This is a genomic window from Sphingopyxis sp. SE2 (assembly GCF_032227185.1).
Taxonomy (GTDB): Bacteria; Pseudomonadota; Alphaproteobacteria; order Sphingomonadales; family Sphingomonadaceae; genus Sphingopyxis.
The window spans coordinates 4,178,191-4,201,944 of the sequence record NZ_JAPMXW010000001.1 but is presented as its reverse complement, the minus strand read 5'-3'; the positions used below and the strand labels follow the sequence as shown (position 1 = coordinate 4,201,944).

Genomic DNA, 23,754 nt, shown 5'->3' with positions numbered 1-23,754 from the left:
ACAAATGATATAAGCGGTCTATGGAGTCTACATCACCCGTTACGGCGCGCCTCGACGCTGCCACGCGCGAAACGCTCGACCGGCTGGCCGAATATTATGACCGTTCGCGCTCATGGCTGGTCGCTCAAGCGGTTCGGGAATATGCCGAACGTGAGAGCGAAATGCTCGCCTTCATTGAGGAAGGCGAACGGTCGGCGCGGGAGGAACCTCTGATTTCTTCGGACGAGATGCTGGACTGGATTGCCGCCAAACGAAAAGAGATACAAGCCAAGCGAAATAAAGAAGCGGCGTGACGCCGGTTCGCTGGTCGCGTCTTGCACGCGAAGATCTGAACAACACTGTCGATCGAAAAGTCGATGCGGATTTCGAGACGGCCCAGGCCCTGCTCGAAGAAGCCGCCAAAGCAACCATTTTCCTCGCGACCTCACCGCGGGCCGGAGCACCGCTCGGCGCGCAAGGCGGCCGCAAGTGGCGCTTGGGGAAACTGCCCTATGCCTTGCTCTATCAAGTCGATGCGAAGCGGGTTCTGATCCTGCGTGTCGCCCACCTTCGCAGCGACTGGCAAACCTTCCTGTGAGCCCCACCGGCCTCCTCGGCGGCAGCTTCAACCCCGCGCACGGCGGGCATCGCGCGATCAGCCTGAATGCCATCGACGCGCTGGGGCTCGATGAGCTGTGGTGGCTGGTGTCGCCCGGCAATCCTTTGAAGCCCAAGGCGGGCATGGCCCCGCTCCCCGCGCGGCTCGGTTCGGCGCAGCGCATGGCGCGGCGCGCACCGATCCGCGCGACCGCGATCGAGGCCGAACTCGGCACGCGCTATACGGTCGATACGCTCAAAAGGCTCGTCCGGCGTTACCCGAACCGCCGGTTCATCTGGATCATGGGCGCCGACAATCTGGTCCAGCTGCCCCAATGGCGCGACTGGCGGGAGATCGCGCGATTGATGCCGATTGCGGTTGTTGCGCGTCCGGGCTATAACGACCGCGCCCATGCAAGACGTGCGATGGGATGGCTGCGGCGCTTTGTCCGGCCCGCAGACCAGAAAAGCCATTGGACAGACTGGAGACCGCCCGCCCTCGTGTTCTTGCGATTTTCGCCCGATGTGCGATCCGCGACTGCGATACGGCAGGCCAACCCCCGCTGGTTCGAACGCTATGAAGGCCGCGCGCTGCGCGACCCCGTGACGCGTTCGTGGCTGGTGGAACCGACCGAGAAAGGACGCATTTGATCTCCGCCGACAAGGGTGACGCGCCCGGCGCCGCACCCGCCCCGACGTCTTCGGACGACAGCGTGGACTCGCTCCACGCGCTGATCCTCCACCAGCTGGACGAGGATCAGGCCCAGGAAACCATCTCCATCCCGCTTGCCGGCAAGAGCAGCATCGCCGACCATATGGTGATCGCGAGCGGCCGTTCGACGCGCCATGTCTCGGCGATCGCCGAGAAGCTGGCGCAGCGGATCAAGCAGGAAGCGGGCCGCAGCGTTCGCGTCGAAGGCCTGCCCAACGCCGATTGGGTGCTGATCGACGCGGGCGACGTCATCGTCCACCTGTTCCGCCCCGAGGTGCGCAGCTTCTACAACCTCGAGCGCATGTGGTCGTTCGGCGACGCGCCGCCGGTCGCGGCAGCGAATTGACGGCGCTATTCTGTTCGGACTAACGTCCGAACCCAAGCGGTACCAGCCCGCTCCCCCACCCGGCCACCCACAGGGTAAACTGGTTTGGGAGGCCGGGTGGGGGAGCGGGCTGGTACCGCTTCCGCCAGGAACGAATATTCCATGTTGCTGCACATCATCGCGCGCGGGCGCATCGGGCGCGGGCCCGAGGCCGAGCTGGTCGACCGCTATATGAAGCGCGTGACCTGGGCGCAGAAGATTTCGGAACTTCCCGACACCGGCGGGCGGATGCCCGCCGCGGCCGACAACAGCCGCACCATCCTGCTCGACGAGGGCGGCGAGCAGATGTCGTCGCTCGAATTCGCAAGGCTCCTCGAAAAGTGGCGCGACGGCGGGGTGCGCGAAGCGCGTTTCTGCCTCGGCGCCGCCGACGGCTTCACCGCGCAAGAGCGCGAGGGTGCCGACAAGGTCATCGCCTTCGGCCGCGCGACCTGGCCGCATTTGATGGCGCGCGCGATGCTCGCCGAGCAATTGTGGCGCGCGACGAGCATCGTCGCGGGCCACCCCTATCATCGCGAAGGCCGGCAATGAGACGCGCGCTCGCGGGGCTTGCGGCGGTCGCCGTCTTCGCGGGCGGCGCACTCGCGCTGGCGCAGGGCGATATTTTCGATCCAACGGCGATCGCCGCGCACGAACGCGAACAGCTGATCGACGCGAAGCAGCAGTCGGCGGCGGCGATGGCGCGGAGCGCACTGCTCGAAAAACAGGCGGCGGCGGCAAGCAGCGAGGCCGACCGCCTCAAGAAACGCAGCGCCGCGCTCGCCGCGCGCATCCAGTCGGCCGAAGCCGATATCAGCGCCGGCGAGGCGCGTGTCGCGCTGGTCACCCGCCGGCTGTCGGCGCAGCGCGCGCGGCTCGCCGAGCAACAGCAACCCTTGCTCGAACTCGCCGCGTCGCTCCAGCAGCTGAGCCGCCAGCCGCCGGTCAGCGTGCTCGCGCAGCCGGGCTCGCTGTCCGACATGGTCCACGCGCGCGCGGTGATCGACGCCGCGATGCCGGTGATCGAACGGCGCACCGCGGGCGTCCGCCGCGAGCTGACCGCGCTGGACACGACGCGGCGGCAGCAGGCGATCGCACTGAAGGCGCTGTCGACGAGCAAGGCGCAGCTCGCGCGTCGCCGCGACGCGCTCACCCGGCTCGAAAACGAAGGCCGGCTGCGCTCGCGCGAGCTGATGAGTAGCGCGCAGCTCGAGGCCGACCGCGCGCTGGGGCTCGGCGAGAAGGCGCGCGACATCGTCGAACTGATGGATTCGCTCGAAGCCGACGGCGCGGTACGCGCCCAACTCGCTGAGCTCGCCGGGCCGATCCCGCGCCCCCGCAACCCCGAAGCGAGCGTAACCGGAAGCGTCGCGCCGCCCGCCACCGCAGAGGCCGAGCTGACCCGCGGCGCCTATCGCCTGCCCGTCGTCGGGCGCATCGTCGCCGGGCTTGGCGAGGTCAATGAAAGCGGCGTGCGATCGCGCGGGATCACGATCGCCGCGCGTCCCGGCGGACAGGTCGTCGCTCCCGCACCCGGCCGCGTCGGCTTCGCCGGCGATTATCGCGGCTATGGCAAGATCGTCATCATCGACCATGGCGGCGGCTGGGTCTCGCTGCTTACCGGAATGATCGCGCTGTCGGTCGGGGTCGGCGATACGGTCGATGCCGGCGCGCCGGTCGGCCGCGCGGGATCGGACGACAGCCGCATCACCGTCGAACTTCGCCGCGCCGGCCGCCCCGTCGACGTCGTCGCGATGATCGGCTGATCCTTGGGGCTTGATCATTCTGGATCGAAGCGCCGCCTCTACAACTTCGTCATCCCGGCGTAGGCCGGGATCTCGCCGGCGCATCAGAAGGCAAGGTCGAGATCCCGGCCTACGCCGGGATGACGATTCAGACGTGCTTCCTTCCCTGCCCCGCAATAGGGATGCGCCGCTTGACGCCCGCAGATTTGCGTAGGAGGATGGCGCGCCGGGGATTATAAGGCAAGATTGATCTCGCCCGCGTGAAAGATGGAAATGACCGACTCGACCAAGACCGCCGCTTCTCCGAAACGCCGCTTCGCCTTGTGGCAGGGCGCCGCCGCGCTTTCGACGCTGGCGCTCGTCCCGCTCGCGACCGGCGCGATGGCGACCGTCGATTCGAAGACGCAGGAAGAAATCGCGCGCTTCATGGACGTCTACCTCGAAGTGAAGTCGAATTATGTCGAACCGGTCGAGGATTCGAAGCTGATCGAAGGCGCGATCAACGGCATGCTCGCCAGCCTCGACCCGCATTCGGGCTATCTCGACGCGCGCGGTTTTTCGAACCTCAGAACCCAGACCGACGGCGAATACGGCGGGCTGGGCCTGTCGGTGACGATGGAGGACGGCGTCGTCAAGGTGATCGCGCCGACCGCCGACACTCCGGCCGACAAGGCGGGGATCAAGGCGGGCGATTATATCACTCATATCAACAAGGAACTGATCTTCGGCATGACGCTCGACGAAGCGGTCGAGCAGATGCGCGGCCGCCCGGGCACGCCGATCGAGATCACGGTCGTCCGCGAGGGTCAGGACAAGCCGATCGAAATGACGCTGACGCGCGAGATCATCGACCTGAAACCCGTGAAATGGGAAGTCAGCGGCGACGTCGGCGTGCTCACCGTCACCAGTTTCTCGGCCGATGCGACCGCCGACCTCAAGGCCGCGATGATGGCGGTCGAAAAGTCGCTGGGCAAGACGCCGCGCGGCTGGATCCTCGACCTGCGCTCGAACCCCGGCGGGCTCCTCGACGAAGCCGTCGGGATCAGCGACCTGTTCCTCGAACGCGGCGAGATCGTGTCGCAGCGCGGGCGCAAGAAGGGCGACATCGAACGCTATTTCGCCGAACCGGGCGACGCCGCCGGCGGCGCGCCGGTGATCGTGCTGATCGATTCGGGATCGGCCTCGGCCTCCGAGATCGTCGCGGGCGCGCTGCAGGACCAGCATCGCGCGGTCGTGATGGGCGAACGCAGCTTCGGCAAGGGATCGGTACAGACGGTGCTGCCGCTGACCGACACCACCGCGCTGCGCCTGACCACCGCGCGTTATTACACGCCGTCGGGCCGCAGCGTGCAGGAAGGCGGGATCGACCCCGACATCCAGGTGCCGCAGCTCAGCGACCCCGATTACGCCTCGCGGCCCAAATTCCGTGAAAGCGACCTGCGCCGTCACCTGATCAACGAGAAGAAGGTCGATGACGGCCTGCTCGAACAGGACGAAAAGGCCGACCCGCGCTTCACCGCGACCGCGGAGGAGCTGAAGGCCAAGGGCATCGAGGATTTCCAGCTCCACTATGCGCTGCAGACGATCGGGCGGATCGGCCCGGGAACGGCGCGCATGGCGCAGGCCGGCAAACCCGGCGCCAAGCCTGCGCGCCGCAACTAGTCAGCGCCTTGGCCATGTCCTCCTATTCGTCATCCCGGCGCAGGCCGGGATCTCGACCTCGCAACCTGACGCACCGGCGAAATCCCGGCCTGCGCCGGGATGACGATCTGATTTCCGGGGTTCTTATATGCTGAAATCGCGCCTCGCCGCGCCGCTCGTCGCATTCGCGGCGCCGCTCCTGCTCTATGGCGGCGCGCTCGTCTCGCAATATGGCTTTGGCCTCCACCCTTGCGAGATGTGCTATTGGCAGCGATGGCCGCATCAGGCGGCGATCCTGCTGGCGCTCGCCGCGCTGCTGATGCGCCGGAACGACAAGGCGATGCGCGCGCTCACGCTGCTCGCCGCCGTCGCCATTGCGGTCAGCGGCGCGATCGGCGTCTTTCACGCCGGGGTCGAATATGGATTCTGGGAAGGCGTCACGACCTGCGCGACGGGTGCCGGCGGCCCCGTCACGCTCGATTCGATCATGAACGCGCCGCTGATCCGCTGCGACGCGGTGCAATGGTCGCTGTTCGGCATCTCGCTCGCGGGCTTCAACGCGATCTTCTCCTTCGCGGCGGCCGCGTTCGTCTTGACCTTGCTGCGCCGGAAGACCACATCGGTGACATGACAAACAAGCGCACCGCATCGATGATCCGCGTCGACCAGGCGGGCGAATATGGCGCGACGCGCATCTATGCCGGCCAGCTCGCGGTGATGGGCGACCGCCACCCGATGGCGCGCGAGATCGCGCATATGGCCGAACAGGAAGAGCGGCACCGCAAATTCTTCGACGCGATGATCGCGCGGCGCGGCGTGCGTCCGACCGCGCTTCAGCCGGTCTGGAACGTCGCGGGCTTCGCGCTCGGCGCGGTGACCGCCGCGATGGGGCCGCGCGCGGCGATGGCGTGCACCGCCGCGGTCGAGACCGAGATCGACCGCCATTATCAGCATCAGCTGAACGAACTCGGCGACCGCGACCCCGAACTCAGCGCCGCGGTCGAGGATTTCCGTGCCGAAGAGCTCGAGCATAAGGAAGCCGCGCTGAAGGCTGGCGCCGAAAGCGCCCCCGGATACCCGATCCTGAGCCTGGCGATCCGCGCGGGTTGCCGTGCAGCCATCGCGCTGTCGAAACGTATCTGATACAGGAAAGCCCCCGCGTCGTTCATGACCGATGCAGGGTCGCGGTGCCACGCCGCGTCAAATTGACAAAGGAAGATCCGATGACCCGTCTCCCCCTGTTCGCGCTGATCCTCGCCGGCAGCGCCGCCGCCCTGCCCGCCGCCGCACAGGAAGCCACGGTCGACGCCGAAAAGATCAACCAGGTCATCGTCTACGGCAACGACAAGTGCGAACAGTCGAGCCCCGACGAAATCGTCGTCTGTAACCGCCTGCCCGAAACCGAACGCTATCGCGTGCCCGAGATGCTGCGCGGCGACCCGCTCGATCCGCGCAACGAAGCCTGGGCGAACAAGGTCGTCGCGCTCGAACGCGTCGGCCGCTTCGGCACCGACAGCTGCTCGCCGACCGGCCTGGGCGGCTTTACCGGTTGTACGCAGGCGCTGCTCGCGGGTGCACGCGCCGAACGACGCGCCGCCGACAAGACCGACTGGCAGGCGATGATCGCCGACGAGCGCGCCAAGCGCCTCGCAGGTATCGACGCCGCGGCCGAAGAGGTCGAAGCCGCCGTGGTCGCCGAAGAGCGCGCGCTCGCCGAACGGCAGAAGGCGGCCGAGGAACTCGAGCGGCAGGCGAATGGCGAGGCTCCGGCGGCGCCGACCGCTCCCGACGAAGCCGACGCCGAGCCGCTTCCGACCCCGCCGCAGCCCTAACGCTCGCGCGGGGTCCAGAGCCTCGCGCCGCGCCCCTTCCACCAGCGCAGGATGAAACCGAGCGCGACGCCGGTACCGATCGCGATCGTCAGGTCGGCGAATATTGTCAGCAGCAAGGTGACGAGCAGCAGCAACAGTTCGTCCCGCGGCAGCGCCGCATGCTCGCGCCATTTCTCGGGCTCCGCCATATTATAGGCGGTCACCAGCAGCACCGCCGCCAGCGCAGGCAGCGCGAGCGCGCCCGCGAGCCCTCCGGCGGCGAGCACGACGATCAGGATAACCGCCGCATGGACCATGCCCGCGACCGGCGTGCGTCCGCCCGCGCGGACGTTGGTCGCCGTGCGCGCGATCGCGCCGGTGACCGGCAGTCCGCCGAACAGCGGCGTCACGACATTGGCATAGCCCTGCGCGAGCAGTTCGGCGCTGGGGCGGTGGCGGCCGTCGAACATGCGGTCGGCGACGATCGCCGACAACAGCGATTCGACGCCCGCCAGAAAGGCGATCGTGATCGCGGACGGGAGCAAGGCGACGATCCGGTCGGTCGTCACTTCCGGCCAGTGCGGCGCCGGAAATCCGCTCGGCAACGCTCCGAAACGCGAACCGACCGTATCGACCGGCAGGTGGAACAGGAGCACCGCGAGCGACGCCGCGCCGACGGCGATCACCAGCACCGGCCAGCGCGGGCGCCAGCGACGCAGCAGCAGGATGGCGGCCACCGTCGCCGCGGTCACCCCCAGCGCCGCAAGGCTGAGCGTGGCGCGCGCCGCCCACAGCGCCTCGAGCTTCGGGATCATGTCGGCGGGGACCTTGCCCGCCGACAGGCCGAGCGCGTCCTGAAACTGGCTGGCGGCGATGATCCCTGCGATGCCGATGGTGAAGCCGTCGATCACCGGTTCGGGGACCAGCGCGATCAGCCGGCCGGCGCGAAAGAAGCCGGCGACAATCAGCAAGATGCCCGCCATGATCGTCGCGACGATCAGCCCGTCCATGCCATGATCCTGAATCACACCATAGACGACGACGATGAAGGCGCCGGTCGGCCCGCCGATCTGCACCCGGCTGCCGCTGGTCGCCGAAATGACGAAGCCACCGACGATCGCGGTAACCAGTCCGACAAATGGCGTGCTGCCCGATGCGATGGCGATCGCGATACAGAGCGGCAAGGCAACGAGCGCGACGCTGACCCCGGCCAGCGCATCGGCGCGGAAGAGCGGCAAGCTATAGTCGTGTGCCGTATCGAGCAATTTGGGCCGGCGCATCGCGTCTCCGTCGATCGAGGGAACGTGATGGCGCTACGCCGCGGTCCGCGGCGCGGTCAAGCCCGCCGCTTCCATTCGGCCGAGGGTATTTTCACCCCTCCCGTCTGCCGGACGGAACGAACGGTGCCAGATTCGCAATGATTCCAGCGGCTCGGCGCGGTTTGGTTGCGAATCCGAGCCGAATCGAGTGCAAAAATTAACGAATCGCTGGCAAGCTGTCTTGACTTGGGAATTTTTGGGGCAAAACGTGCGGTTCTGGGAATCGCCAGCCTAGGGGGCTGTAACATGGCATCAGCATTCGAACCGCGCCTGTGGAGGCGCACGGCAGTCAGCGTGCCGCCGGCACGAAGCCTCGGCCGCCGAATGACGTGGCATGCCGCCGCCGCCCTCCTCGCCTTCGCCGCGCTGCAGATCTGGCTCGTGATGAGCGTGGTCGCCGCGGGCGCGCCGTCCGCCTTCATCGTCGTCGCGCTCGTCATTCTGCTCGCGCTCGCACTTCCGGTCGCACGCTCGACCGAACGCCACTGGTATCATCTGAGCCGCCAGGCGCTCGCGAGCTGGGGCCTGCACGCACGCTTCCGCCGCGACGTTCGCCGCCTGTGGTTCGCCGCGCTGACGCTGCCCTTCCTGTGGATCAGCGGCGCCATCGCCGCCACCGACGCAATCGCGGCAATCACCGGCTGATCGCCCGCAGCCAGGTTTGACGCTGGCCCGCGCGCCGTATAGGGCGCGGCAATGCTGACCGTTTCCGAAGCTCTCGACCGCGCGCAGATGCTCTGCGACGCCGCGACCCAAGCCGGCGCCGACGCCGCCGATGCCCTCTATTATTGCAATGCCGCGACCTCGGTTTCGATGCGGCTCGGCGCGCTCGAGGATGTCGAGCGGTCGGAGGGGCAGGATATTTCGCTGCGCGTCTTCGTCGGGCAGCGCAGCGCGAGCGTGTCGACCGCCGACATGGACGCGGGCGAGCTTGCGAAGCTCGTGACCCGCTGCGTCGCCATGGCGCGCGAGGCGCCCGAGGATCCCTATGCCGGGCTCGCGCCTGAAGAGTTGCTGTTCAAGGGCCCCGTTCCCGATCTCGACCTCGACGACGGCAGCGACGCCGATCCCCAGTCCTTGCGCGAAGCCGCGCTTGCCGTCGAGGAAGCGGCGCGCGCCGTCGCCGGGGTCACCAACAGCGAAGGCGGCAGCGCGAGCCACAGCCGCACGCGCTTCGCGCTCGCGACCAGCCACGGCTTTGCCGGCGGATACGGATCGAGCGGCCACAGCCTGTCGGCGAGCGTCATCGCGGGCGAAGGCGCGGCGATGCAGCGCGATTACGGATGGCACAGCGCGCACCATCTGTCGGATCTCGAAAGCGCCGCCGACATCGGCACCCGCGCCGGCACGCGCGCGGTCGCGCGGCTGAACCCCGGCAAGGCGCCGACCGGCAAGCTTCCGGTGCTGCTCGACCCGCGGATCAGCAGCAGCATCGTCGGCCATCTGCTCGGCGCGATCGCGGGGCCGGCGATCGCGCGCGGGACGAGTTTCCTGCTTGGCAAGGAAGAGGCGATGTTGTTCGACAGCGGCATCGTGATCCGCGACGAACCGCACCGCGCACGCGGGTTGCGCAGCCGCGCCTTCGACGGCGAGGGTGTGCCGACCGCGGCGCGCGACATCGTGGCGGACGGCCGGATTACCGGCTGGCTGCTCGACACCGCCTCGGCGAAGCAGCTCGGTCTGACACCGACCGGCCACGCGAGCCGCGGCGGCGGCGCCTCGGGGGTCGCCGCGAGCAACCTCCACCTCGCCGCGGGTAGCGCGACGCCGGCGGCGCTGATGGAGGGTGTCGCCGAGGGCGTCTATATCACCGAACTGATCGGCCAGGGAGTCAATCCGGTGACCGGCGATTACAGCCGCGGCGCGTCTGGTTTCCTGATCAAGGACGGCGCACTCGCGGGGCCGATCGCCGAATTCACGATCGCGGGCAATCTGATCGACATGTTCGCCGCGCTCACTCCGGCGAACGACCTCGAGTTTCGCCACGGCACCAACGCGCCGACGCTGCGCATCGACGGCATGACCGTCGCGAGCAGCTAAAGGGGCGAGGCGATGCCCGCGCGCAACCTCGAAGCCGTAATTGCCGCGACACGCGAGGTCGGCGACATGGCGATGGCGCGCTGGCGCGGCGAGGGGCGGCCGGTCGACGTGTGGCACAAGTCGCACGACAATCCGGTGAGCGACGTCGATCTCGCCGTCGACGCGCGGCTGAAGGCCGTGCTGGGCGCGATGGTGCCCGAGGCGGGGTGGCTGTCCGAGGAAACCGCCGACAATGAAGACCGGCTGGCGTGCCGCGTGATGTGGTGCGTCGACCCGATCGACGGCACGCGCGACTTCATCCGCGGCCGTCCGGGCTGGTGCGTGTCGGTCGCGCTCGTCATCGATGGCGCGCCCGAACTCGGCGTGCTCTACGCCCCCGCGCTCGACGAGCTGTGGGTCGCGCAAAAGGGCAAGGGCGCGACGCTCAACGGCGAGGCGCTGCGCGCCAGCCGCCGTATGATCTTCGACGGGTCGCGCGTGCCCGCCGACAGCCTGCCCAAGATCGACCGCGACCTGATCATGGTGACCAAGCCGAACAGCATCGCGCTCCGCATGGCGCTCGTCGCCGACGACCGCGCCGACCTCGTCGCGACGCTGCGCTGGGGTTTCGAGTGGGACGTCGCCGCGGCGGCACTGATCGCGGCCGAGGCGGGGGCGGCGGTGACCGATGCCTTCGGCGAGCCACTGCGGTTCAACACCCCGCGCGCGCAGGCGTTCGGCGTCATCGCCTGCGCCCCCGGAATCCATCGGGCTGTCGTCAGCCGCTTGCACGACCGGGCGGTCGCGCTGACGGCGCAGCCCTAATCGATCCTCCCTGTCGCGCAGCCATGGGAGGGGCCGCCGAAGGGGTGGAGGGCCGCAACCTCGCGTCACTGCCCTCCGTCCGCGAGTTGCGCGCTGGCCACCTCCCCATGGCTTCGCCACAGGGAGGACTCACCGCCATTCACCGCAGTTCGCTTGACTTTCTACGCGACTCACCCTAACTGCCCGAGCATTCCGACAGCCTGACCGGACGGCGAAGCGTTTTCGTGCGCATCGTGGTCCGTTTTTTGCGTTGGAAATTCAGACGCTTTGAGATGGGGCCGATTGCCAGCGCGCCCTGTGGAGCAGGAGAAAGTTACCAATGGCACGTATTGCGGGCGTCAACCTGCCCACCAACAAGCGCGTGATCATCGCGCTCACCTACATCCACGGCATCGGTCGCAAGACCGCCGTCGACATCGCCGACAAGCTGGGCATCGACCACAGCCGCCGCGTTCAGGACCTGTCGGACGCCGAAGTCCTGCAGATCCGCGAAACGCTGGACGCCGACCACACGGTCGAGGGCGACCTGCGCCGCAACACGGCGATGAACATCAAGCGCCTGATGGACCTCGCCTGCTATCGCGGCCTGCGTCATCGCAAGGGCCTTCCCGTCCGCGGCCAGCGCACGCACACCAATGCGCGCACCCGCAAGGGCAAGGCGAAGCCGATCGCCGGCAAGAAGAAATAAGGTCGAGCGCGCCTTCATGACGCGCTTCCTTGTTTCTTTCCCTGCCGGAGAGCGGCGATCCATCCGCCACCGGCCATTCAGGATACAGGTTAGGATTTCATCATGGCTCGTGAACCGCAGCGCCTTCGTCGGCGCGAACGCAAGAATATCTCGTCGGGTGTGGCCCACGTCAACGCGACCTTCAACAACACGATGATCACCATCACCGACGCGCAGGGCAATGCAATCGCATGGTCGAGCGCCGGCATGATGGGCTTCAAGGGCAGCCGCAAGTCGACCCCCTATGCGGCGCAGGTCTGCGCCGAAGACGCCGGCAAGAAGGCCGCCGAGCACGGCGTCCGCACCCTCGAAGTCGAAGTCAAGGGCCCCGGCGCCGGCCGTGAATCGGCGCTCCGCGCGCTGCAGGCTGTCGGTTTCCACATCACGTCGATCCGCGACGTGACTCCGATCCCGCACAATGGCGTCCGCCCGGCCAAGCGCCGCCGCGTCTGACGTCTTTTCGGGCGCGTCCCACCGCCGGGGCGCCGCCCGCATAAAACTCCTCGCTGGACAGGTGGCCGACCCCCGCCCGTCCCGCCCAAAGCAAAGGGAAATCCATGACTGTCAATATCCGGAACTGGCAGGAATTGAAGAAGCCCAGCAACCTGGAAATCAAGGCTGGCAGCGACGGCAAGCGCAAGGCGACGTTCGTCGCCGAACCGCTTGAGCGCGGTTTCGGCCTGACGCTCGGCAACGCGCTGCGCCGCGTGCTGCTCTCGTCGCTCCAGGGTGCGGCGATCACGTCGATCAAGATCGAGAATGTGCTCCACGAATTCTCGAGCCTCGCCGGCGTGCGTGAAGACGTCACCGACATCGTGCTCAACGTGAAGCAGGTCGCACTCAAGATGGAAGGCGAAGGCCCGAAGCGGCTTCAGCTTTCGGCGACCGGTCCCGCGACCGTCAAGGCCGGCGATATCATGGTGTCGGGCGACATCAAGGTGATGAACCCGAACCATGTCATCTGCCACCTCGACGATGGCGCGACGCTGAACATGGAACTCGTTGCCGACACCGGCAAGGGCTATGTCCCCGCGACCGCCAACCGTCCGGTCGACGCGCCGATCGGCCTGATCCCGGTCGACTCGCTCTACTCGCCCGTGCGCCAGGTCGCCTACAAGGTCGACAATGCCCGCATCGGTCAGGAGCTGGACTATGACAAGCTGAACCTGACCGTCGAAACCGACGGCACGGTGACCCCCGAAGATGCCGTCGCCTATGCCGCGCGCATCCTTCAGGACCAGCTCCAGGTCTTCGTCCACTTCGAAGAAGCGATGAACGACAGCGGCCTGATCGGCATGGCGGCGCCGTCGGCGGCCGCCGACGAGTCGGACGTCAACCAGCTCAACCGCTTCCTTCTCAAGAAGGTCGACGAGCTCGAACTGTCGGTCCGTTCTGCCAACTGCCTCAAGAACGACAATATCATCTATATCGGCGACCTCGTTCAGAAGACCGAAGCCGAAATGCTCCGCACGCCGAACTTCGGCCGCAAGTCCCTGAACGAAATCAAGGAAGTGCTGTCGTCGATGGGCCTGCGTCTCGGCATGGACATCCCCGGCTGGCCGCCGGAGAATATCGAGGAAATGGCCAAGAAGCTGGAGCAGGAACTGCTGGGTTAATTCTGAACCTTCTCCCGTCGGGAGAAGGATACGCAGCCTTGCCGACTTGTCGGCTAGGCGAAGTTGGATGAGGGGTTCTGCGCTCTCGTGATAGGGCCGATCCCCTCACCCAGCTCCAGCTAGGCAACAAGTTGCCAAGCTTTCGCAACCCTCTCCCGACGGGAGAGGGGCGTACAACGGGAATGGGTCGGCCCGCACATCGACCTGGCTTGGGGTACCAGATGGGCCCCATCAAAGTGCTACTTTGATGGGAACCCGCTAAACGGCCCCTCTGACAAACGAAGGAATGGATTATGCGTCATAAATCGGGTGGCCGGAAGCTTCAGCGCACGAGCGCGCATCGCACGGCCCTGTTCCGCAACATGTCGGCCTCGCTCATCAAGCACGAGCAAATCACGACGACCGTCGCCAAGGCGAAGGAACTGCGCCCCTATGTCGAAAAGCTGGTGACGCTGGCGAAGCGCGGTGGCCTTGCCAACCGCCGCCTCGCGATGAGCCGCCTGATGGACGATGCGCAGCTGACCAAGCTGTTCGACGTCCTCGCGACACGCTACAAGGACCGCAACGGCGGCTATACCCGCATCATCAAGGCCGGCATCCGCGCCTCGGATGCGGCGCCGATGGCCGTCATCGAATTCGTCGACCGCGACGTCGACGCCAAGGGCCAGGATTCCGGCCCGGTCGAACAGTTCGACGAGGACATGGCCGAAGCCTGAGCTTCGCCTCTTCGCCAAAAGATCAAGGGCGGCGTCCGAAAGGGCGGCCGCCCTTTTTCATATGCGGCGGGGTCTGCTTTGGGGTGGAGGCCATCGGCCTTGCGCAAGGTCGATGGCCCCCACCCCAACCCCTCCCCTGAAGGGGAGGGGCTTTCTTCTCTCAATGGCAGCTCCCGGTCGAAACCCGCCGCCCCCTCACTGGCCCGGAAAACTGTCCCGCCACCGGACAGAATCCCTACCCACATCGCAATTTTAACCCGATATTAGCTATCCCGCGCCCATAGCGCATCCATGCAACGGCGGGACCAGAGCCGATACCGCTGGCTGGGGGGCCAGTGTTTGCAGTCTGCGCGAGCCTGTATCATGCTCGTCTGGCTGGCGTTTACGCTTGCCGCCAATCCCGCCATCGCGCAGACCACCACGACCTACAGCAACACCACCGCGGGCACGATCAACGCCGCGACCACCTGCACCGCGCCGCTCGTGCGCAATTTCACCGTCGGCGCCAGCCATATCGTCGGCGACGTCGATCTTGGCCTGCTCGCGACGCACAGCTGGCGCGGCGACCTGCGCGTCACGCTGCAATCGCCCGCCGGAACGCGCGTCCAGCTCGTCAACGGCGATACTGGCAGCATCGACGGCAATAATTTCAACGTCCGCCTCGACGACGACGCGGCGCAGACGGTCAATACCGACGGCAATGGCACCAATCATTCGAACAGCGCGCCGCCCTATCAGAATGTCTTCAGCCCCAATGCGCCGCTGTCGGCTTTCAACGGCGAGAACAGCGCCGGGACCTGGCGGCTCGAGATTTGCGACCAATATCCGTCGGCCGACAACGGCAATTTCGTGCGCGCCGACCTTTACCTCACCGGCGTGCCGTCGAGCTATGCCGACCTTTCGCTGACCAAATCGGTCAGCAACGCCGCCCCGGCGTTCGGGGCGAGCATCGACTATGTGCTGAGCGTCACCAATGCGAGCGGGTCGACGCTGACCGCGACCGGCGTGACGGTGCAGGACAATCTGCCCGCAGGGTTCAACTTCACGGGCGCGTCGGGTTTCGGCAGCTATAACAGCGCGACGGGCGTGTGGACCGTGGGGAGCGTCCCGGCGGGGACGACGCGGACCTTGACGATCAGCGGCACCGTCGCCGCGACCGTGGGCGCGAGCGTCACCAACAGCGCCGAAATCGGCGCCTCCTCGGCGTTCGATTTCGATTCGACCCCCGGCAATGGCGCGGCGGGCGAGGATGATTCCGACAGTGCGAGTTTCACCGTATCGGGGACGCGCGTCGCGGGGACACCGCCGGCGCTCGTCTGCCCGGTCGGAACGACGGTGCACGACTGGGACAGCGTCACCTGGCCCGCGGGCACGACCAGCGCCGGCGCGGCGCTGATCGCGATCGGCAGCGCGAGTTTCAACATCGCGGTCAGCGGCGGAAGCTTTTTGAGCAATGCCACCTATGGCGGCCAGTCGCCGACGCGGCAGAATGTCGTCACCGGCGGGCTGACGCCCGCGCAATATTCGATCTTCGAGCTCGTCGATTTCACCAGCCAGGCGGGGAGTGTCACCACCACAATCACACTGCCGACCGCGGTTCCCGGCGCGCAGTTCAGGCTGTTCGACGTCGATTATGCGTCGGGCCAGTTCGCCGACCGCGTCACCGTCACGGGAACCTATAATGGCGTCGCCGTTACGCCCATACTCACTAACGGCACCGCCAATTATGTGATCGGGAACAGCGCCTATGGCGACGTGCTGTCGGCCGACGGCAGCGCCGACGGCACGGTCACCGTGACCTTCAACGCGCCCGTCGACGGCATCACCATCGAATATGGCAGCCACAGCCTCGCCCCCGCCAATCCGGGGCAGCAGGGCATGGCACTCCACGACATTATCTTCTGCCGCCCGACCGCCAATCTGGTGATCGCGAAGACAAGCAGCGTCGTCAGCGACTCGGTCAACGGCACGGCCAATGCCAAGGCGATTCCGGGCGCCCGGATGCGATACTGCATCCTCGTCACCAACAATGGCAGCGGCACCGCGACCGGCATCGCCGTCGCCGATGCGCTGCCGGCCGGAATGAGCTTCATCGCCGGATCGCTGCGCAGCGGCACGAGCTGCGCGGGCGCGACGAGCGTAGAAGACGACAATGCGAACGGCGCCGACGAGAGCGATCCGTTCGGCGCGTCGGTCGCGGGCACGACGGTCGCCGCGACCACCGCGACGCTGTTGCCCGCGGCCGCGATGGCGATCGCGTTCGAGGTCGCGATCGACTGACGACCGGCCCCGATTGCATTCTATACCGGATAGTCTAAATGCGCGGCATGAGCACGCGCACCGCCTCCGACAGCAACGATCCCATCGTCGAAACCCGCGACCAGCTCGCGGCGCCCATGATCAAGGGCGAAAAGCCCAGGGATCGCTGGCGGATCGGCACCGAGCACGAGAAATTCGTCTATCGCACCGCCGATCATCGCGCGCCCTCCTATGACGAGCCCGGCGGTATCCACGACCTGTTGATGGCGCTCACCCGCTTCGGTTGGGAGCCGGTGATCGAAGGCGGAAAGGTCATCGCGCTGGCGGGCAGCGACGGCACCGTCAGCCTCGAACCCGCGGGCCAATTGGAACTGTCCGGCGCGCCGCTCGAAAATCTGCACCAGACCTGCGCCGAGACCGGCCGGCATCTGAAGCAGGTGAAGGAAGTCGGCGCCGAGCTCGGTCTCGGCTTCCTCGGCCTCGGCATGTGGCCCGACAAGACGCGCGCAGAACTGCCGATCATGCCCAAGGGGCGCTACAAGATCATGCTCGAACATATGCCGCGCGTCGGCAGCCTCGGGCTCGACATGATGCTGCGCACCTGCACGATCCAGACCAACCTCGACTATGCGAGCGAGGCCGACATGGTGCAGAAATTCCGCGTCAGCCTCGCCCTCCAGCCGCTCGCGACCGCGCTCTTCGCCAGCTCGCCGTTCACCGAAGGGCGGCCGAACGGTTTCATGTCGTACCGCAGCCATATCTGGACCGACACCGACCCCGCGCGCACCGGCATGTTGCCCTTCGTGTTCGACGAGGGCTTCGGCTACGAACGCTATGTCGATTATATGCTCGACGTGCCGATGTATTTCGTCTTTCGCGACGGCAAATATATCGACGCCGCGGGACAAAGCTTTCGCGACTTCCTGAAGGGCGAACTACCCGCGCTCCCCGGCGAGAAGCCGCGTCTCTCCGACTGGAACGACCATCTGTCGACCGCATTTCCCGAAGTGCGCCTCAAAAGCTTCCTCGAAATGCGCGGCGCCGACGGCGGCCCGTGGAATCGCATCTGCGCGCTACCGGCGCTGTGGGTCGGGCTGCTTTACGACCAGGGCGCGCTCGACGCCGCGTGGGATCTGGTCAAGGGCTGGAGCATCGAGGAGCAGCAGAGCCTGCGCGACGCAGTGCCAAGCGAAGGCCTCGACGCGCTCGCGCCCGGCGGCAGCACGGTCGGCGAGCTGGCGCATCACGTGCTCGACATCGCGGCTGCGGGGCTCAAGGCGCGCGGCGAGGTCAATTCGATGGGCGACAACGAGGTCGGCTTCCTCGAACCGCTCCGCCGCATCGCCAAAAGCGGCAAATCGCCCGCGCACGACCTGCTCGACCGCTACGAAGGACCGTGGAACCACGATCTTTCGAAAATCTATGACGAGCTGAGCTTCTAGGGCGGCGTCTGCTTTGAGGTGGGAAGCGGACGTTAAGTAAACGGGAGCCAACGCTCCTGCTCTGCCCTCGTATCTGGAGTTTCCAGGCTATATTTACCGTCTGCGCGATATGTGAAAACATTGTGCGGGCTGTAAATGAACCATTGCTCTTCAGTTAGGTCGTCACCGACCGGCCACGTTTCAAGAAGTCCGCCCAAGTCAAAATCAAACCTTGATTGGCCTTTCGATGGATTTACGTGGACGCTCACCAGCTTCTGCCCGTCAAGCATCCCGGTAGCGCGATAAATTTGATCCTTTGGATCTTCACTCCACGCGATCTGGTGGCCGTGCGAAGAAAACCGCCAAACGCAGCAGTAGATCCAAACGTGCCATTCGCCTTGAACATAAGCGTCGCGGCGTAACCCGCGTTTCTCGGAGTTTCGCTCTTCGACTTTTAATTCAGGATCGCCAAACTCAAACGTCAGGAAGCTGCCATAGCCTTGCCTTGCTCCCCAAGCCGGATAGCCGATAAATGGCCTTACGAATTTGTCGAGTTCGGAAAGGTATACATCATTGCCGCTCATGTCAGATTGATTGCACTCATTGCCATTGTCCGCAACCGGTCGCTAGCTGCCTTCCAGCGCGCACAACCACCGCCAAAAAGAAAACCGGCGCGGATCGCTCCGCGCCGGCTTCCCTCGGTAATCGTTGAAGCGTTACGCGTCAGGCGACGCGGCGCACCTCATTGCCTTCGTCGTCGATGTCGCGAAGGACATAACCGCGGCCCCAGACCGTCTCGATATAATTTTCACCCCCACAAGCCAGCGCCAGCTTCTTCCTGAGCTTGCAGATGAAGACGTCGATGATCTTGAGTTCGGGCTCGTCCATCCCGCCGTAAAGGTGGTTCAGGAACATTTCCTTGGTCAGCGTCGTGCCCTTGCGCAAGCTAAGCAGTTCGAGCATCTGATATTCCTTGCCGGTCAGATGCACGCGGATGCTGTCGACCTCGACCGTCTTGGTGTCGAGATTGACCGCGAGCTTGCCAGTCTTGATGACGCTCTGGCTGTGGCCCTTCGAGCGGCGGACAACCGCATGGATGCGTGCGACCAGCTCGTCGCGGTGGAACGGCTTGGTGACATAATCGTCGGCGCCGAAGCCGAACGAGCGCACCTTCGAATCCATTTCGGAAATGCCCGACAGGATCAGCACCGGCGTCTGCACCTTTGCAGTGCGCAGCTTTTTCAGCACGTCATAGCCGTGCATGTCGGGCAGGTTCAGGTCGAGCAGAATGATGTCGTAATCATAGAGCTTGCCGAGATCCAGGCCTTCCTCGCCCAGATCGGTCGTATAGACGTTGAAGCCCTCGGTGGTGAGCATCGTGTCGATCGCTTTCGCGGTCGTCGGCTCGTCCTCGATCAGCAGTACGCGCATTGGGCACCCCTTTTTCCCACGATAATCCCGCGAACCGATCGCATGACCATCAAGGATGTCACCGACCAACCCCCGTTGCAGGACTGCCGGAACATTAACCATGAAAGCAATGAAGGGAAAAGGTTAATTTTGATTTAACCCGCGGAAGTCCACGAGTCGCGTCCAATTTGCAACACTCGCTCAGACCGTTTTCGGATCATGGTGAAGCGCCACATGGCGATCATGTGCCCCGGTACAGGACATTTTGAGCGTGTCGACGAGATGGTCCGAAAGCGCGCGCACGCGCGCCGGACGCAGCCGCGAGGGCGGCGACAACAGGTGCAGATGCGACTGCGGCGGCGACCAGTCGGCGAGGATCGGGACAACCGCGCCCGACGCCAGCGCGTCGGCGGCGATGAAGTCGGGCAGCAGCGCGATCCCGACCCCCGCGACGACGAGCGGCACCGCGATATCGCCATTGTTCGCGAACAAGGGGCCGGTGGGGAGCACCGTCGCTTCCTCATCCTTGCGGTGGAAATGGAGCGGCATCGCGCGCTGACGGTGGCCGTAACCGATCAGCCGGTGGCCCGAGAGATCGAGCGGATGCTTGGGCGTGCCGTGCTTCTCCAGATAGGCGGGGCTCGCGATCACCGAAGCCGCGACCGGCGCGATCGTCCGCGCGAGCAGGCTCGAATCGGCGAGCGGCGATATGCGCAGCGTCAGGTCGATCCCCTCCGCCACCGGATCGTTGCGCGCATCGCTCAGCAGCACCTCGATCTCGACCGCGGGATGCCGTTCGAGGAAGGCGGCGAGCGGCGGGCCGAGCACCTTGATCCCGAAGCTCATCGGCGCGGCGAGGCGGATCGGACCCGCGAGGTCGACGCGGTCGCCGCGCGCAGCCTCGGTCGCCGCGGTCGCCGCCGCGACCATCGCGCGCGCCTCGTCGAGCAGGCCCGCGCCCGCGGTCGACACCGCGACGACGCGCGAGCTGCGGTGCAGCAGGGTGATGCCGAGCGATGCCTCGAGCCGCGTCACCGCCTTCGACACGCTCGCCTTCGACAGGCCGAGCGCGGCGGCGGCCGCGGTGAAGCTGCCGCCCTCGGCGACGGCGACGAAACAGGCCCAGCCTTCATAGTCGGGAAGCGCCATGGAATATCTCTCAATTGGAAACGATGGTTTTCTATCTACGCTATTTTCGAAACGATCCAACCGCCTATCTTGTCCTCAACAGATGAGCCGCCGGGCACCCCGGCCCAAGGGGCGGCAAGCAAAGGACAAGGCCAATGATCGATATTCGCAAATTCGACACGCTGGGCCACGCCGACCATGGCTGGCTCGATGCCCGTCACCATTTCTCCTTCGCGAACTACCATGATCCGAAGCGGATGGGCTGGGGCGCGCTGCGCGTCTGGAACGACGACGCCATCGCGGCACAGTCGGGTTTCCCCCCGCACCCGCACCGCGACATGGAAATCATCACCTATGTCCGCACCGGCGCGATCAACCATCGCGACTCCATGGGCAATGCCGGCCGCACCGCGGCGGGCGACGTTCAGGTGATGAGCGCCGGGACGGGCGTGACGCACAGCGAGTTCAACCTCGAGGATGAGGAAACGACGCTGTTCCAGATCTGGATCATCCCCGATCGCGAAGGCGGCAACCCCGGCTGGGGCGCGCGCCAGTTTCCCAAGGCCGACCGCTCGGGCCGGTTCGTAACGCTGGCGAGCGGGATCGAGGGCGATGAGGATGCGCTGCCGATCCGCGCCGATGCCCGCGTCGCCGCGGCAACGGTGAACGCCGGCGAAACGGTCTCCTACGACCTCGACGCCGGACGCCACGCCTATCTGGTCGCCGCCAAGGGCCGGATCCGCGTCAACGGCGAGGATGCCGATCCGCGCGACGGCATCGCGCTTCGTGATGTCGGCACGATCAGCGTCGAGGCGCTCGACGACGCCGAACTGGTGCCGTGGACAGCCTCTGACGAAACCTCGGCTGCCGCCCTCCCCTGGTGGCGGCCACCCGCCGCGAGCCTCTCCGAAACGGCGGCTCGCGCTTTCCCTCTCCCCAACCGCAAAAGGAGTATTTACGATGGCCCATATTCTTCGCATCGATGCCAGCGCCCGCAACGAAGGGTCGACCACCCGCTTGCTTGCCGACCAGCTCGTCAACCGCCTCGTCGAACAGAATTACGGCGCGACGCTGACCCGCCGCGATCTCAACGCCGCGCCGCCGGCGCTGCTGACCGAAGGCTGGGTCGGCGCCAATTTCACCGACGAGGCCGAGCGCAGCGACGAACAGAAGGCGCTGCTTGCCGGCTCGGACGAGCTGATCGCCGAACTCGAAGCCGCCGACACGATCGTCATCACCGCTCCCATCTATAATTTCGCGATCCCCGCGTCGCTCAAGGCCTGGGTCGACCTGATCGCCCGCGCGCGCCGCACCTTCCGCTATACCGAAGCCGGTCCCGAAGGGTTGCTGAAGGGCAAGCGCGCTTTCATCGTCTTCGCCTCGGGCGGCGTGCCGCTGGGCAGCGAGGTCGATTTCGCGAGCGGTTACCTCAAACACATCCTTGGTTTCGTCGGCATTACCGATGTCACCATCATCGCCGCCGACGGACATCTGATGGACGGCGACGCCCTCAATCGCGCAACCGCCGCGATCGGCGAGCTGAGCCAAGCGGCCTGAACCGATGCGCCGTCCGCCGAGCCTTTTCCTTTCGCACGGCTCGCCGATGATGGCGCTCGAGCCCAGCCCGGCGCGGGACTTCCTCGCCGGGTTGGGTGCCCATTTGCCGCGCCCGCGCGCGATCCTCGTCGTGTCGGCGCATCATGACGCGGCGTATCAGGGCGGGCGGGCCACGGTGGCCGCGTCGACCGCGCCGCCGACGATCCACGACTTCGGCGGCTTCCCCGACGAGCTGTTCGCGATGCGCTATCCCGCGCCGGGCGATCCGGCGCTGGCGGCACGGGTTGTCGAGTTGCTCGCGGGCCGCGGTCTTCACGTCACCGCCGATGCGGCCCGCGGCCTCGATCACGGCGCGTGGGTGCCGCTCTCACTCATCTATCCCGACGCCGACATTCCCGTCGTCCAGCTCTCGATCGCCTCGAATGCCACGCCCGAATGGCATTACGCGCTTGGCCAGGCGCTCGCGCCGCTGCGCGACGAAGGCGTACTGATCGTCGGGTCGGGCAGTATCACCCACAACCTGCGCGCGCTGTTTTCGGCGCGCCCGCCGATCGACGCCCCCGCGCCGGCATGGGTCACCGATTTTACCGACTGGGTTGCCGAACGGATGTCTGTGGGAGCCGTCGACGACGTGCTGAACAGCGTCGAGCGCGCACCGCACGGCGCAGACAATCACCCGACCCCCGACCATATATTGCCGCTCTTTGTCGCGATGGGCGCGGGCGGGACGCCATTAAAGGGCGAACGGCTGCATCACAGCGTGACCTATGGCCTGCTCGCGATGGACGTTTACGCTTTCGACTAGGCAGCGGCGCGCCTATAGCGCGCCATGCTCCTTTCAGATCGTGTCCTTTTCCTCGACGGCGAGGCCCTCGTCATCGACAAGCCCGCAGGGCTTCCCGTCGACGCGCCGCGCGACGGCAGCCTCAGCCTCGAAAACCATCTCGATTCCTTGCGGTTCGGCTTCAAGCGCTGGCCGCTTCCCGTCCACCGGCTCGACCGCGACACGTCGGGCTGCCTGCTGCTCGCGCGCAATCCCAAAGCGCACGGCCGCTTCACGCGCGCGTTCGAAAGCCGCGAGGTCGAGAAGCAATATCTCGCGATCGTCGACGGCGTGCCCGACGGAGACAGCGGTACGATCGACCTGCCGCTCGCCAAGACCTCGACCGCCGAGACCGGCTGGCGCATGGTCGGCGACCCGAAAGGCAAGCCGTCGGTCTCGCACTGGGAGAAGCTCGCGGTGGTCGAGGGCCGCGCGCTGCTCCGCTTTCGTCCCGAAACCGGCCGCACGCACCAACTGCGTGTCCACGCGCTCGAAGGGCTTGGCTTTGCGCTCGTCGGCGATCCCGTTTATGGGCGCGGCGGCACGAAGACGCGCACGCTGCTCCATGCTGAAAGGCTGGTCGTAAAACGTGACGTCAAGCCATCGATAATTGCCGAGGCACCCTTCCCCGACGCGTTCGTTACGCTGGGCTTCGCGGCGCCGGAGGGAGCGGAGCCGACGCGTGGCTGAGATTCCCGAAAGCGCGATCAGCGAGAAGTTTCTCGCGGGGTCGGGTCCGGGGGGCCAGAATGTCAACAAGGTCGCGACCGCGTGCCAGCTGCGCGTCGATGTGTTCGCGCTCGGCCTCGCGCCCGATGCCTATCGCCGGCTGAAGGCGCTCGCGGGGAGCAAGATGACTTCGGCGGGCGAACTCGTCATCCTCGCGCGGAGTTTCCGCACCCAGGAAGCGAACCGCGCCGATGCGCGCGCGCGGCTGAACGAGCTGGTCGACGCCGCGCTCGTGCGCCCCGAACGCCGCATCAAGACCAAGCCGAGCAAGGCCGCCAAGGCGAAGCGCGTCGATAGCAAGAAGGCGCGCAGCAGCATCAAGGCCGGACGCGGGCGGGTGCGCGGCATCGACTGAC

27 protein-coding genes and 1 pseudogene are annotated in these 23,754 nt (G+C 66.3%); 24 read left to right on the top strand and 4 right to left on the bottom strand.

Features of this window, described 5'->3' with window-relative positions; translation table 11 throughout:
• Window positions 1-20 precede the first annotated feature (20 nt).
• The 10 genes from OVY29_RS19965 (at window position 21) to OVY29_RS19920 (ending at window position 6,870) form a co-directional block, all read left to right on the top strand.
• Entirely contained in the window at window positions 21-293 is a 273-nt protein-coding gene (locus OVY29_RS19965; RefSeq protein WP_037553651.1) for a CopG family ribbon-helix-helix protein, read from the top strand.
• On the top strand, window positions 290-577 hold the full coding sequence (locus OVY29_RS19960; RefSeq protein ID WP_313911973.1) for a type II toxin-antitoxin system RelE/ParE family toxin: 288 nt from the start codon (window positions 290-292) through the stop codon (window positions 575-577). The genes OVY29_RS19965 and OVY29_RS19960 overlap by 4 nt, the downstream gene beginning before the upstream one ends.
• Window positions 574-1,227, top strand: a complete 654-nt coding sequence (locus tag OVY29_RS19955) for a nicotinate-nucleotide adenylyltransferase (protein WP_313911972.1) — start codon at window positions 574-576, stop codon at window positions 1,225-1,227. Before OVY29_RS19960 ends, OVY29_RS19955 begins: the two co-directional genes overlap by 4 nt.
• The gene (rsfS, locus tag OVY29_RS19950) at window positions 1,224-1,634 is read left to right on the top strand and encodes a ribosome silencing factor (RefSeq protein ID WP_136173357.1); all 411 of its coding nucleotides are present in this window, start codon (window positions 1,224-1,226) and stop codon (window positions 1,632-1,634) included. Before OVY29_RS19955 ends, rsfS begins: the two co-directional genes overlap by 4 nt.
• A gap of 141 nt (window positions 1,635-1,775) precedes the next feature.
• Window positions 1,776-2,204, top strand: a complete 429-nt coding sequence (locus OVY29_RS19945; RefSeq protein ID WP_037553657.1) for a 23S rRNA (pseudouridine(1915)-N(3))-methyltransferase RlmH — start codon at window positions 1,776-1,778, stop codon at window positions 2,202-2,204.
• Complete coding sequence (locus tag OVY29_RS19940; RefSeq protein ID WP_313911971.1) at window positions 2,201-3,418, top strand: murein hydrolase activator EnvC family protein; 1,218 nt, start codon at window positions 2,201-2,203, stop codon at window positions 3,416-3,418. The genes OVY29_RS19945 and OVY29_RS19940 overlap by 4 nt, the downstream gene beginning before the upstream one ends.
• Before the next feature lie 252 nt (window positions 3,419-3,670).
• Window positions 3,671-5,059 (top strand): S41 family peptidase, encoded by a 1,389-nt coding sequence (locus OVY29_RS19935; RefSeq protein ID WP_052182014.1) that lies wholly within the window; start codon window positions 3,671-3,673, stop codon window positions 5,057-5,059.
• 127 nt (window positions 5,060-5,186) lie between these two features.
• A complete protein-coding gene (locus OVY29_RS19930; RefSeq protein WP_313911970.1) occupies window positions 5,187-5,669 on the top strand; it encodes a disulfide bond formation protein B in 483 nt (160 codons plus the stop codon).
• Window positions 5,666-6,181, top strand: coding sequence for a demethoxyubiquinone hydroxylase family protein (locus OVY29_RS19925; protein ID WP_136173353.1), 516 nt, complete (start codon window positions 5,666-5,668; stop codon window positions 6,179-6,181). The genes OVY29_RS19930 and OVY29_RS19925 overlap by 4 nt, the downstream gene beginning before the upstream one ends.
• 80 nt (window positions 6,182-6,261) lie before the next feature.
• The gene (locus OVY29_RS19920) at window positions 6,262-6,870 is read left to right on the top strand and encodes a hypothetical protein (protein WP_037553707.1); all 609 of its coding nucleotides are present in this window, start codon (window positions 6,262-6,264) and stop codon (window positions 6,868-6,870) included.
• Here OVY29_RS19920 and OVY29_RS19915 read toward each other — a convergent pair.
• Window positions 6,867-8,129 (bottom strand): SulP family inorganic anion transporter, encoded by a 1,263-nt coding sequence (locus tag OVY29_RS19915; protein ID WP_313911969.1) that lies wholly within the window; start codon window positions 8,127-8,129, stop codon window positions 6,867-6,869. The two genes, OVY29_RS19920 and OVY29_RS19915, sit on opposite strands and share 4 nt — an antisense overlap.
• Before the next feature lie 285 nt (window positions 8,130-8,414).
• Between OVY29_RS19915 and OVY29_RS19910 the strand changes: the two genes are divergently transcribed.
• The 9 genes from OVY29_RS19910 to OVY29_RS19870 all read left to right on the top strand — a co-directional run bounded on the left by OVY29_RS19910 (window position 8,415) and on the right by OVY29_RS19870 (window position 17,772).
• A complete protein-coding gene (locus OVY29_RS19910; protein ID WP_037553664.1) occupies window positions 8,415-8,813 on the top strand; it encodes a hypothetical protein in 399 nt (132 codons plus the stop codon).
• A 51-nt stretch (window positions 8,814-8,864) separates the two neighbouring features.
• On the top strand, window positions 8,865-10,208 hold the full coding sequence (locus tag OVY29_RS19905; protein WP_313911968.1) for a TldD/PmbA family protein: 1,344 nt from the start codon (window positions 8,865-8,867) through the stop codon (window positions 10,206-10,208).
• Window positions 10,209-10,220: 12 nt separating this feature from the next.
• Window positions 10,221-11,012, top strand: a complete 792-nt coding sequence (locus OVY29_RS19900; RefSeq protein WP_313911967.1) for an inositol monophosphatase family protein — start codon at window positions 10,221-10,223, stop codon at window positions 11,010-11,012.
• 319 nt (window positions 11,013-11,331) lie between these two features.
• Window positions 11,332-11,700 carry a 30S ribosomal protein S13 gene (gene rpsM / locus OVY29_RS19895; protein ID WP_037553668.1) on the top strand — a complete coding sequence of 123 codons (369 nt, stop codon included), beginning with the start codon at window positions 11,332-11,334 and terminating at the stop codon, window positions 11,698-11,700.
• Window positions 11,701-11,802: 102 nt separating this feature from the next.
• Complete coding sequence (rpsK, locus tag OVY29_RS19890) at window positions 11,803-12,192, top strand: 30S ribosomal protein S11 (protein ID WP_003040416.1); 390 nt, start codon at window positions 11,803-11,805, stop codon at window positions 12,190-12,192.
• Between the two features lie 104 nt (window positions 12,193-12,296).
• Window positions 12,297-13,355, top strand: coding sequence for a DNA-directed RNA polymerase subunit alpha (locus OVY29_RS19885; protein WP_037557329.1), 1,059 nt, complete (start codon window positions 12,297-12,299; stop codon window positions 13,353-13,355).
• A 293-nt stretch (window positions 13,356-13,648) separates the two neighbouring features.
• Window positions 13,649-14,071, top strand: coding sequence for a 50S ribosomal protein L17 (gene rplQ / locus OVY29_RS19880; protein WP_037557327.1), 423 nt, complete (start codon window positions 13,649-13,651; stop codon window positions 14,069-14,071).
• A 363-nt stretch (window positions 14,072-14,434) separates the two neighbouring features.
• Window positions 14,435-16,351 carry a proprotein convertase P-domain-containing protein gene (locus OVY29_RS19875; protein ID WP_313911966.1) on the top strand — a complete coding sequence of 639 codons (1,917 nt, stop codon included), beginning with the start codon at window positions 14,435-14,437 and terminating at the stop codon, window positions 16,349-16,351.
• A gap of 47 nt (window positions 16,352-16,398) precedes the next feature.
• Entirely contained in the window at window positions 16,399-17,772 is a 1,374-nt protein-coding gene (locus OVY29_RS19870) for a glutamate--cysteine ligase (protein WP_313911965.1), read from the top strand.
• A 32-nt stretch (window positions 17,773-17,804) separates the two neighbouring features.
• On the opposite strand, the gene OVY29_RS19865 is transcribed toward OVY29_RS19870, so the two are convergent.
• From OVY29_RS19865 to OVY29_RS19855, 3 genes are all read right to left on the bottom strand, one after another.
• A complete protein-coding gene (locus tag OVY29_RS19865; protein WP_313911964.1) occupies window positions 17,805-18,335 on the bottom strand; it encodes a hypothetical protein in 531 nt (176 codons plus the stop codon).
• Window positions 18,336-18,474: 139 nt separating this feature from the next.
• Window positions 18,475-19,182, bottom strand: coding sequence for a response regulator transcription factor CtrA (gene ctrA / locus OVY29_RS19860; RefSeq protein ID WP_037557325.1), 708 nt, complete (start codon window positions 19,180-19,182; stop codon window positions 18,475-18,477).
• Window positions 19,183-19,362: 180 nt separating this feature from the next.
• On the bottom strand, window positions 19,363-20,310 hold the full coding sequence (locus OVY29_RS19855) for a LysR family transcriptional regulator (RefSeq protein WP_313911963.1): 948 nt from the start codon (window positions 20,308-20,310) through the stop codon (window positions 19,363-19,365).
• Window positions 20,311-20,444: 134 nt separating this feature from the next.
• On the opposite strand from OVY29_RS19855, the pseudogene OVY29_RS19850 reads away from it, so the two are divergent.
• The 5 genes and pseudogenes from OVY29_RS19850 to arfB form a co-directional block, all read left to right on the top strand.
• A pseudogene (locus OVY29_RS19850) lies at window positions 20,445-21,125 on the top strand (pirin family protein); the annotation flags it as partial.
• 124 nt (window positions 21,126-21,249) lie between these two features.
• On the top strand, window positions 21,250-21,846 hold the full coding sequence (locus OVY29_RS19845) for an FMN-dependent NADH-azoreductase (RefSeq protein ID WP_313911962.1): 597 nt from the start codon (window positions 21,250-21,252) through the stop codon (window positions 21,844-21,846).
• Between the two features lie 4 nt (window positions 21,847-21,850).
• Window positions 21,851-22,651 carry a class III extradiol ring-cleavage dioxygenase gene (locus OVY29_RS19840; protein WP_313911961.1) on the top strand — a complete coding sequence of 267 codons (801 nt, stop codon included), beginning with the start codon at window positions 21,851-21,853 and terminating at the stop codon, window positions 22,649-22,651.
• 24 nt (window positions 22,652-22,675) lie between these two features.
• Window positions 22,676-23,359 carry an RNA pseudouridine synthase gene (locus tag OVY29_RS19835; protein WP_313911960.1) on the top strand — a complete coding sequence of 228 codons (684 nt, stop codon included), beginning with the start codon at window positions 22,676-22,678 and terminating at the stop codon, window positions 23,357-23,359.
• On the top strand, window positions 23,352-23,753 hold the full coding sequence (arfB, locus tag OVY29_RS19830) for an alternative ribosome rescue aminoacyl-tRNA hydrolase ArfB (RefSeq protein ID WP_037554410.1): 402 nt from the start codon (window positions 23,352-23,354) through the stop codon (window positions 23,751-23,753). Before OVY29_RS19835 ends, arfB begins: the two co-directional genes overlap by 8 nt.
• Window position 23,754: the final 1 nt, after the last annotated feature.

What these genes read in the sequence shown, in the direction of transcription:
- OVY29_RS19920 (WP_037553707.1), top strand. Translation starts at nt 6,262, where the DNA reads ATGACCCGTCTCCCCCTGTTCGCGCTGATCCTCGCCGGCAGCGCCGCC.
- OVY29_RS19935 (WP_052182014.1), top strand. Translation starts at nt 3,671, where the DNA reads ATGACCGACTCGACCAAGACCGCCGCTTCTCCGAAACGCCGCTTCGCC.
- OVY29_RS19940 (WP_313911971.1), top strand. Translation starts at nt 2,201, where the DNA reads ATGAGACGCGCGCTCGCGGGGCTTGCGGCGGTCGCCGTCTTCGCGGGC.
- OVY29_RS19900 (WP_313911967.1), top strand. Translation starts at nt 10,221, where the DNA reads ATGCCCGCGCGCAACCTCGAAGCCGTAATTGCCGCGACACGCGAGGTC.
- OVY29_RS19865 (WP_313911964.1), bottom strand. Translation starts at nt 18,335, where the DNA reads ATGAGCGGCAATGATGTATACCTTTCCGAACTCGACAAATTCGTAAGG.
- OVY29_RS19905 (WP_313911968.1), top strand. Translation starts at nt 8,865, where the DNA reads ATGCTGACCGTTTCCGAAGCTCTCGACCGCGCGCAGATGCTCTGCGAC.
- OVY29_RS19845 (WP_313911962.1), top strand. Translation starts at nt 21,250, where the DNA reads ATGGCCCATATTCTTCGCATCGATGCCAGCGCCCGCAACGAAGGGTCG.
- OVY29_RS19870 (WP_313911965.1), top strand. Translation starts at nt 16,399, where the DNA reads ATGAGCACGCGCACCGCCTCCGACAGCAACGATCCCATCGTCGAAACC.
- OVY29_RS19910 (WP_037553664.1), top strand. Translation starts at nt 8,415, where the DNA reads ATGGCATCAGCATTCGAACCGCGCCTGTGGAGGCGCACGGCAGTCAGC.
- OVY29_RS19945 (WP_037553657.1), top strand. Translation starts at nt 1,776, where the DNA reads ATGTTGCTGCACATCATCGCGCGCGGGCGCATCGGGCGCGGGCCCGAG.
- OVY29_RS19965 (WP_037553651.1), top strand. Translation starts at nt 21, where the DNA reads ATGGAGTCTACATCACCCGTTACGGCGCGCCTCGACGCTGCCACGCGC.
- OVY29_RS19925 (WP_136173353.1), top strand. Translation starts at nt 5,666, where the DNA reads ATGACAAACAAGCGCACCGCATCGATGATCCGCGTCGACCAGGCGGGC.
- OVY29_RS19930 (WP_313911970.1), top strand. Translation starts at nt 5,187, where the DNA reads ATGCTGAAATCGCGCCTCGCCGCGCCGCTCGTCGCATTCGCGGCGCCG.
- OVY29_RS19885 (WP_037557329.1), top strand. Translation starts at nt 12,297, where the DNA reads ATGACTGTCAATATCCGGAACTGGCAGGAATTGAAGAAGCCCAGCAAC.
- OVY29_RS19915 (WP_313911969.1), bottom strand. Translation starts at nt 8,129, where the DNA reads ATGCGCCGGCCCAAATTGCTCGATACGGCACACGACTATAGCTTGCCG.
- OVY29_RS19875 (WP_313911966.1), top strand. Translation starts at nt 14,435, where the DNA reads ATGCTCGTCTGGCTGGCGTTTACGCTTGCCGCCAATCCCGCCATCGCG.
- OVY29_RS19835 (WP_313911960.1), top strand. Translation starts at nt 22,676, where the DNA reads ATGCTCCTTTCAGATCGTGTCCTTTTCCTCGACGGCGAGGCCCTCGTC.
- rplQ (WP_037557327.1), top strand. Translation starts at nt 13,649, where the DNA reads ATGCGTCATAAATCGGGTGGCCGGAAGCTTCAGCGCACGAGCGCGCAT.
- rpsM (WP_037553668.1), top strand. Translation starts at nt 11,332, where the DNA reads ATGGCACGTATTGCGGGCGTCAACCTGCCCACCAACAAGCGCGTGATC.
- OVY29_RS19840 (WP_313911961.1), top strand. Translation starts at nt 21,851, where the DNA reads ATGCGCCGTCCGCCGAGCCTTTTCCTTTCGCACGGCTCGCCGATGATG.
- rpsK (WP_003040416.1), top strand. Translation starts at nt 11,803, where the DNA reads ATGGCTCGTGAACCGCAGCGCCTTCGTCGGCGCGAACGCAAGAATATC.
- ctrA (WP_037557325.1), bottom strand. Translation starts at nt 19,182, where the DNA reads ATGCGCGTACTGCTGATCGAGGACGAGCCGACGACCGCGAAAGCGATC.
- OVY29_RS19855 (WP_313911963.1), bottom strand. Translation starts at nt 20,310, where the DNA reads ATGGCGCTTCCCGACTATGAAGGCTGGGCCTGTTTCGTCGCCGTCGCC.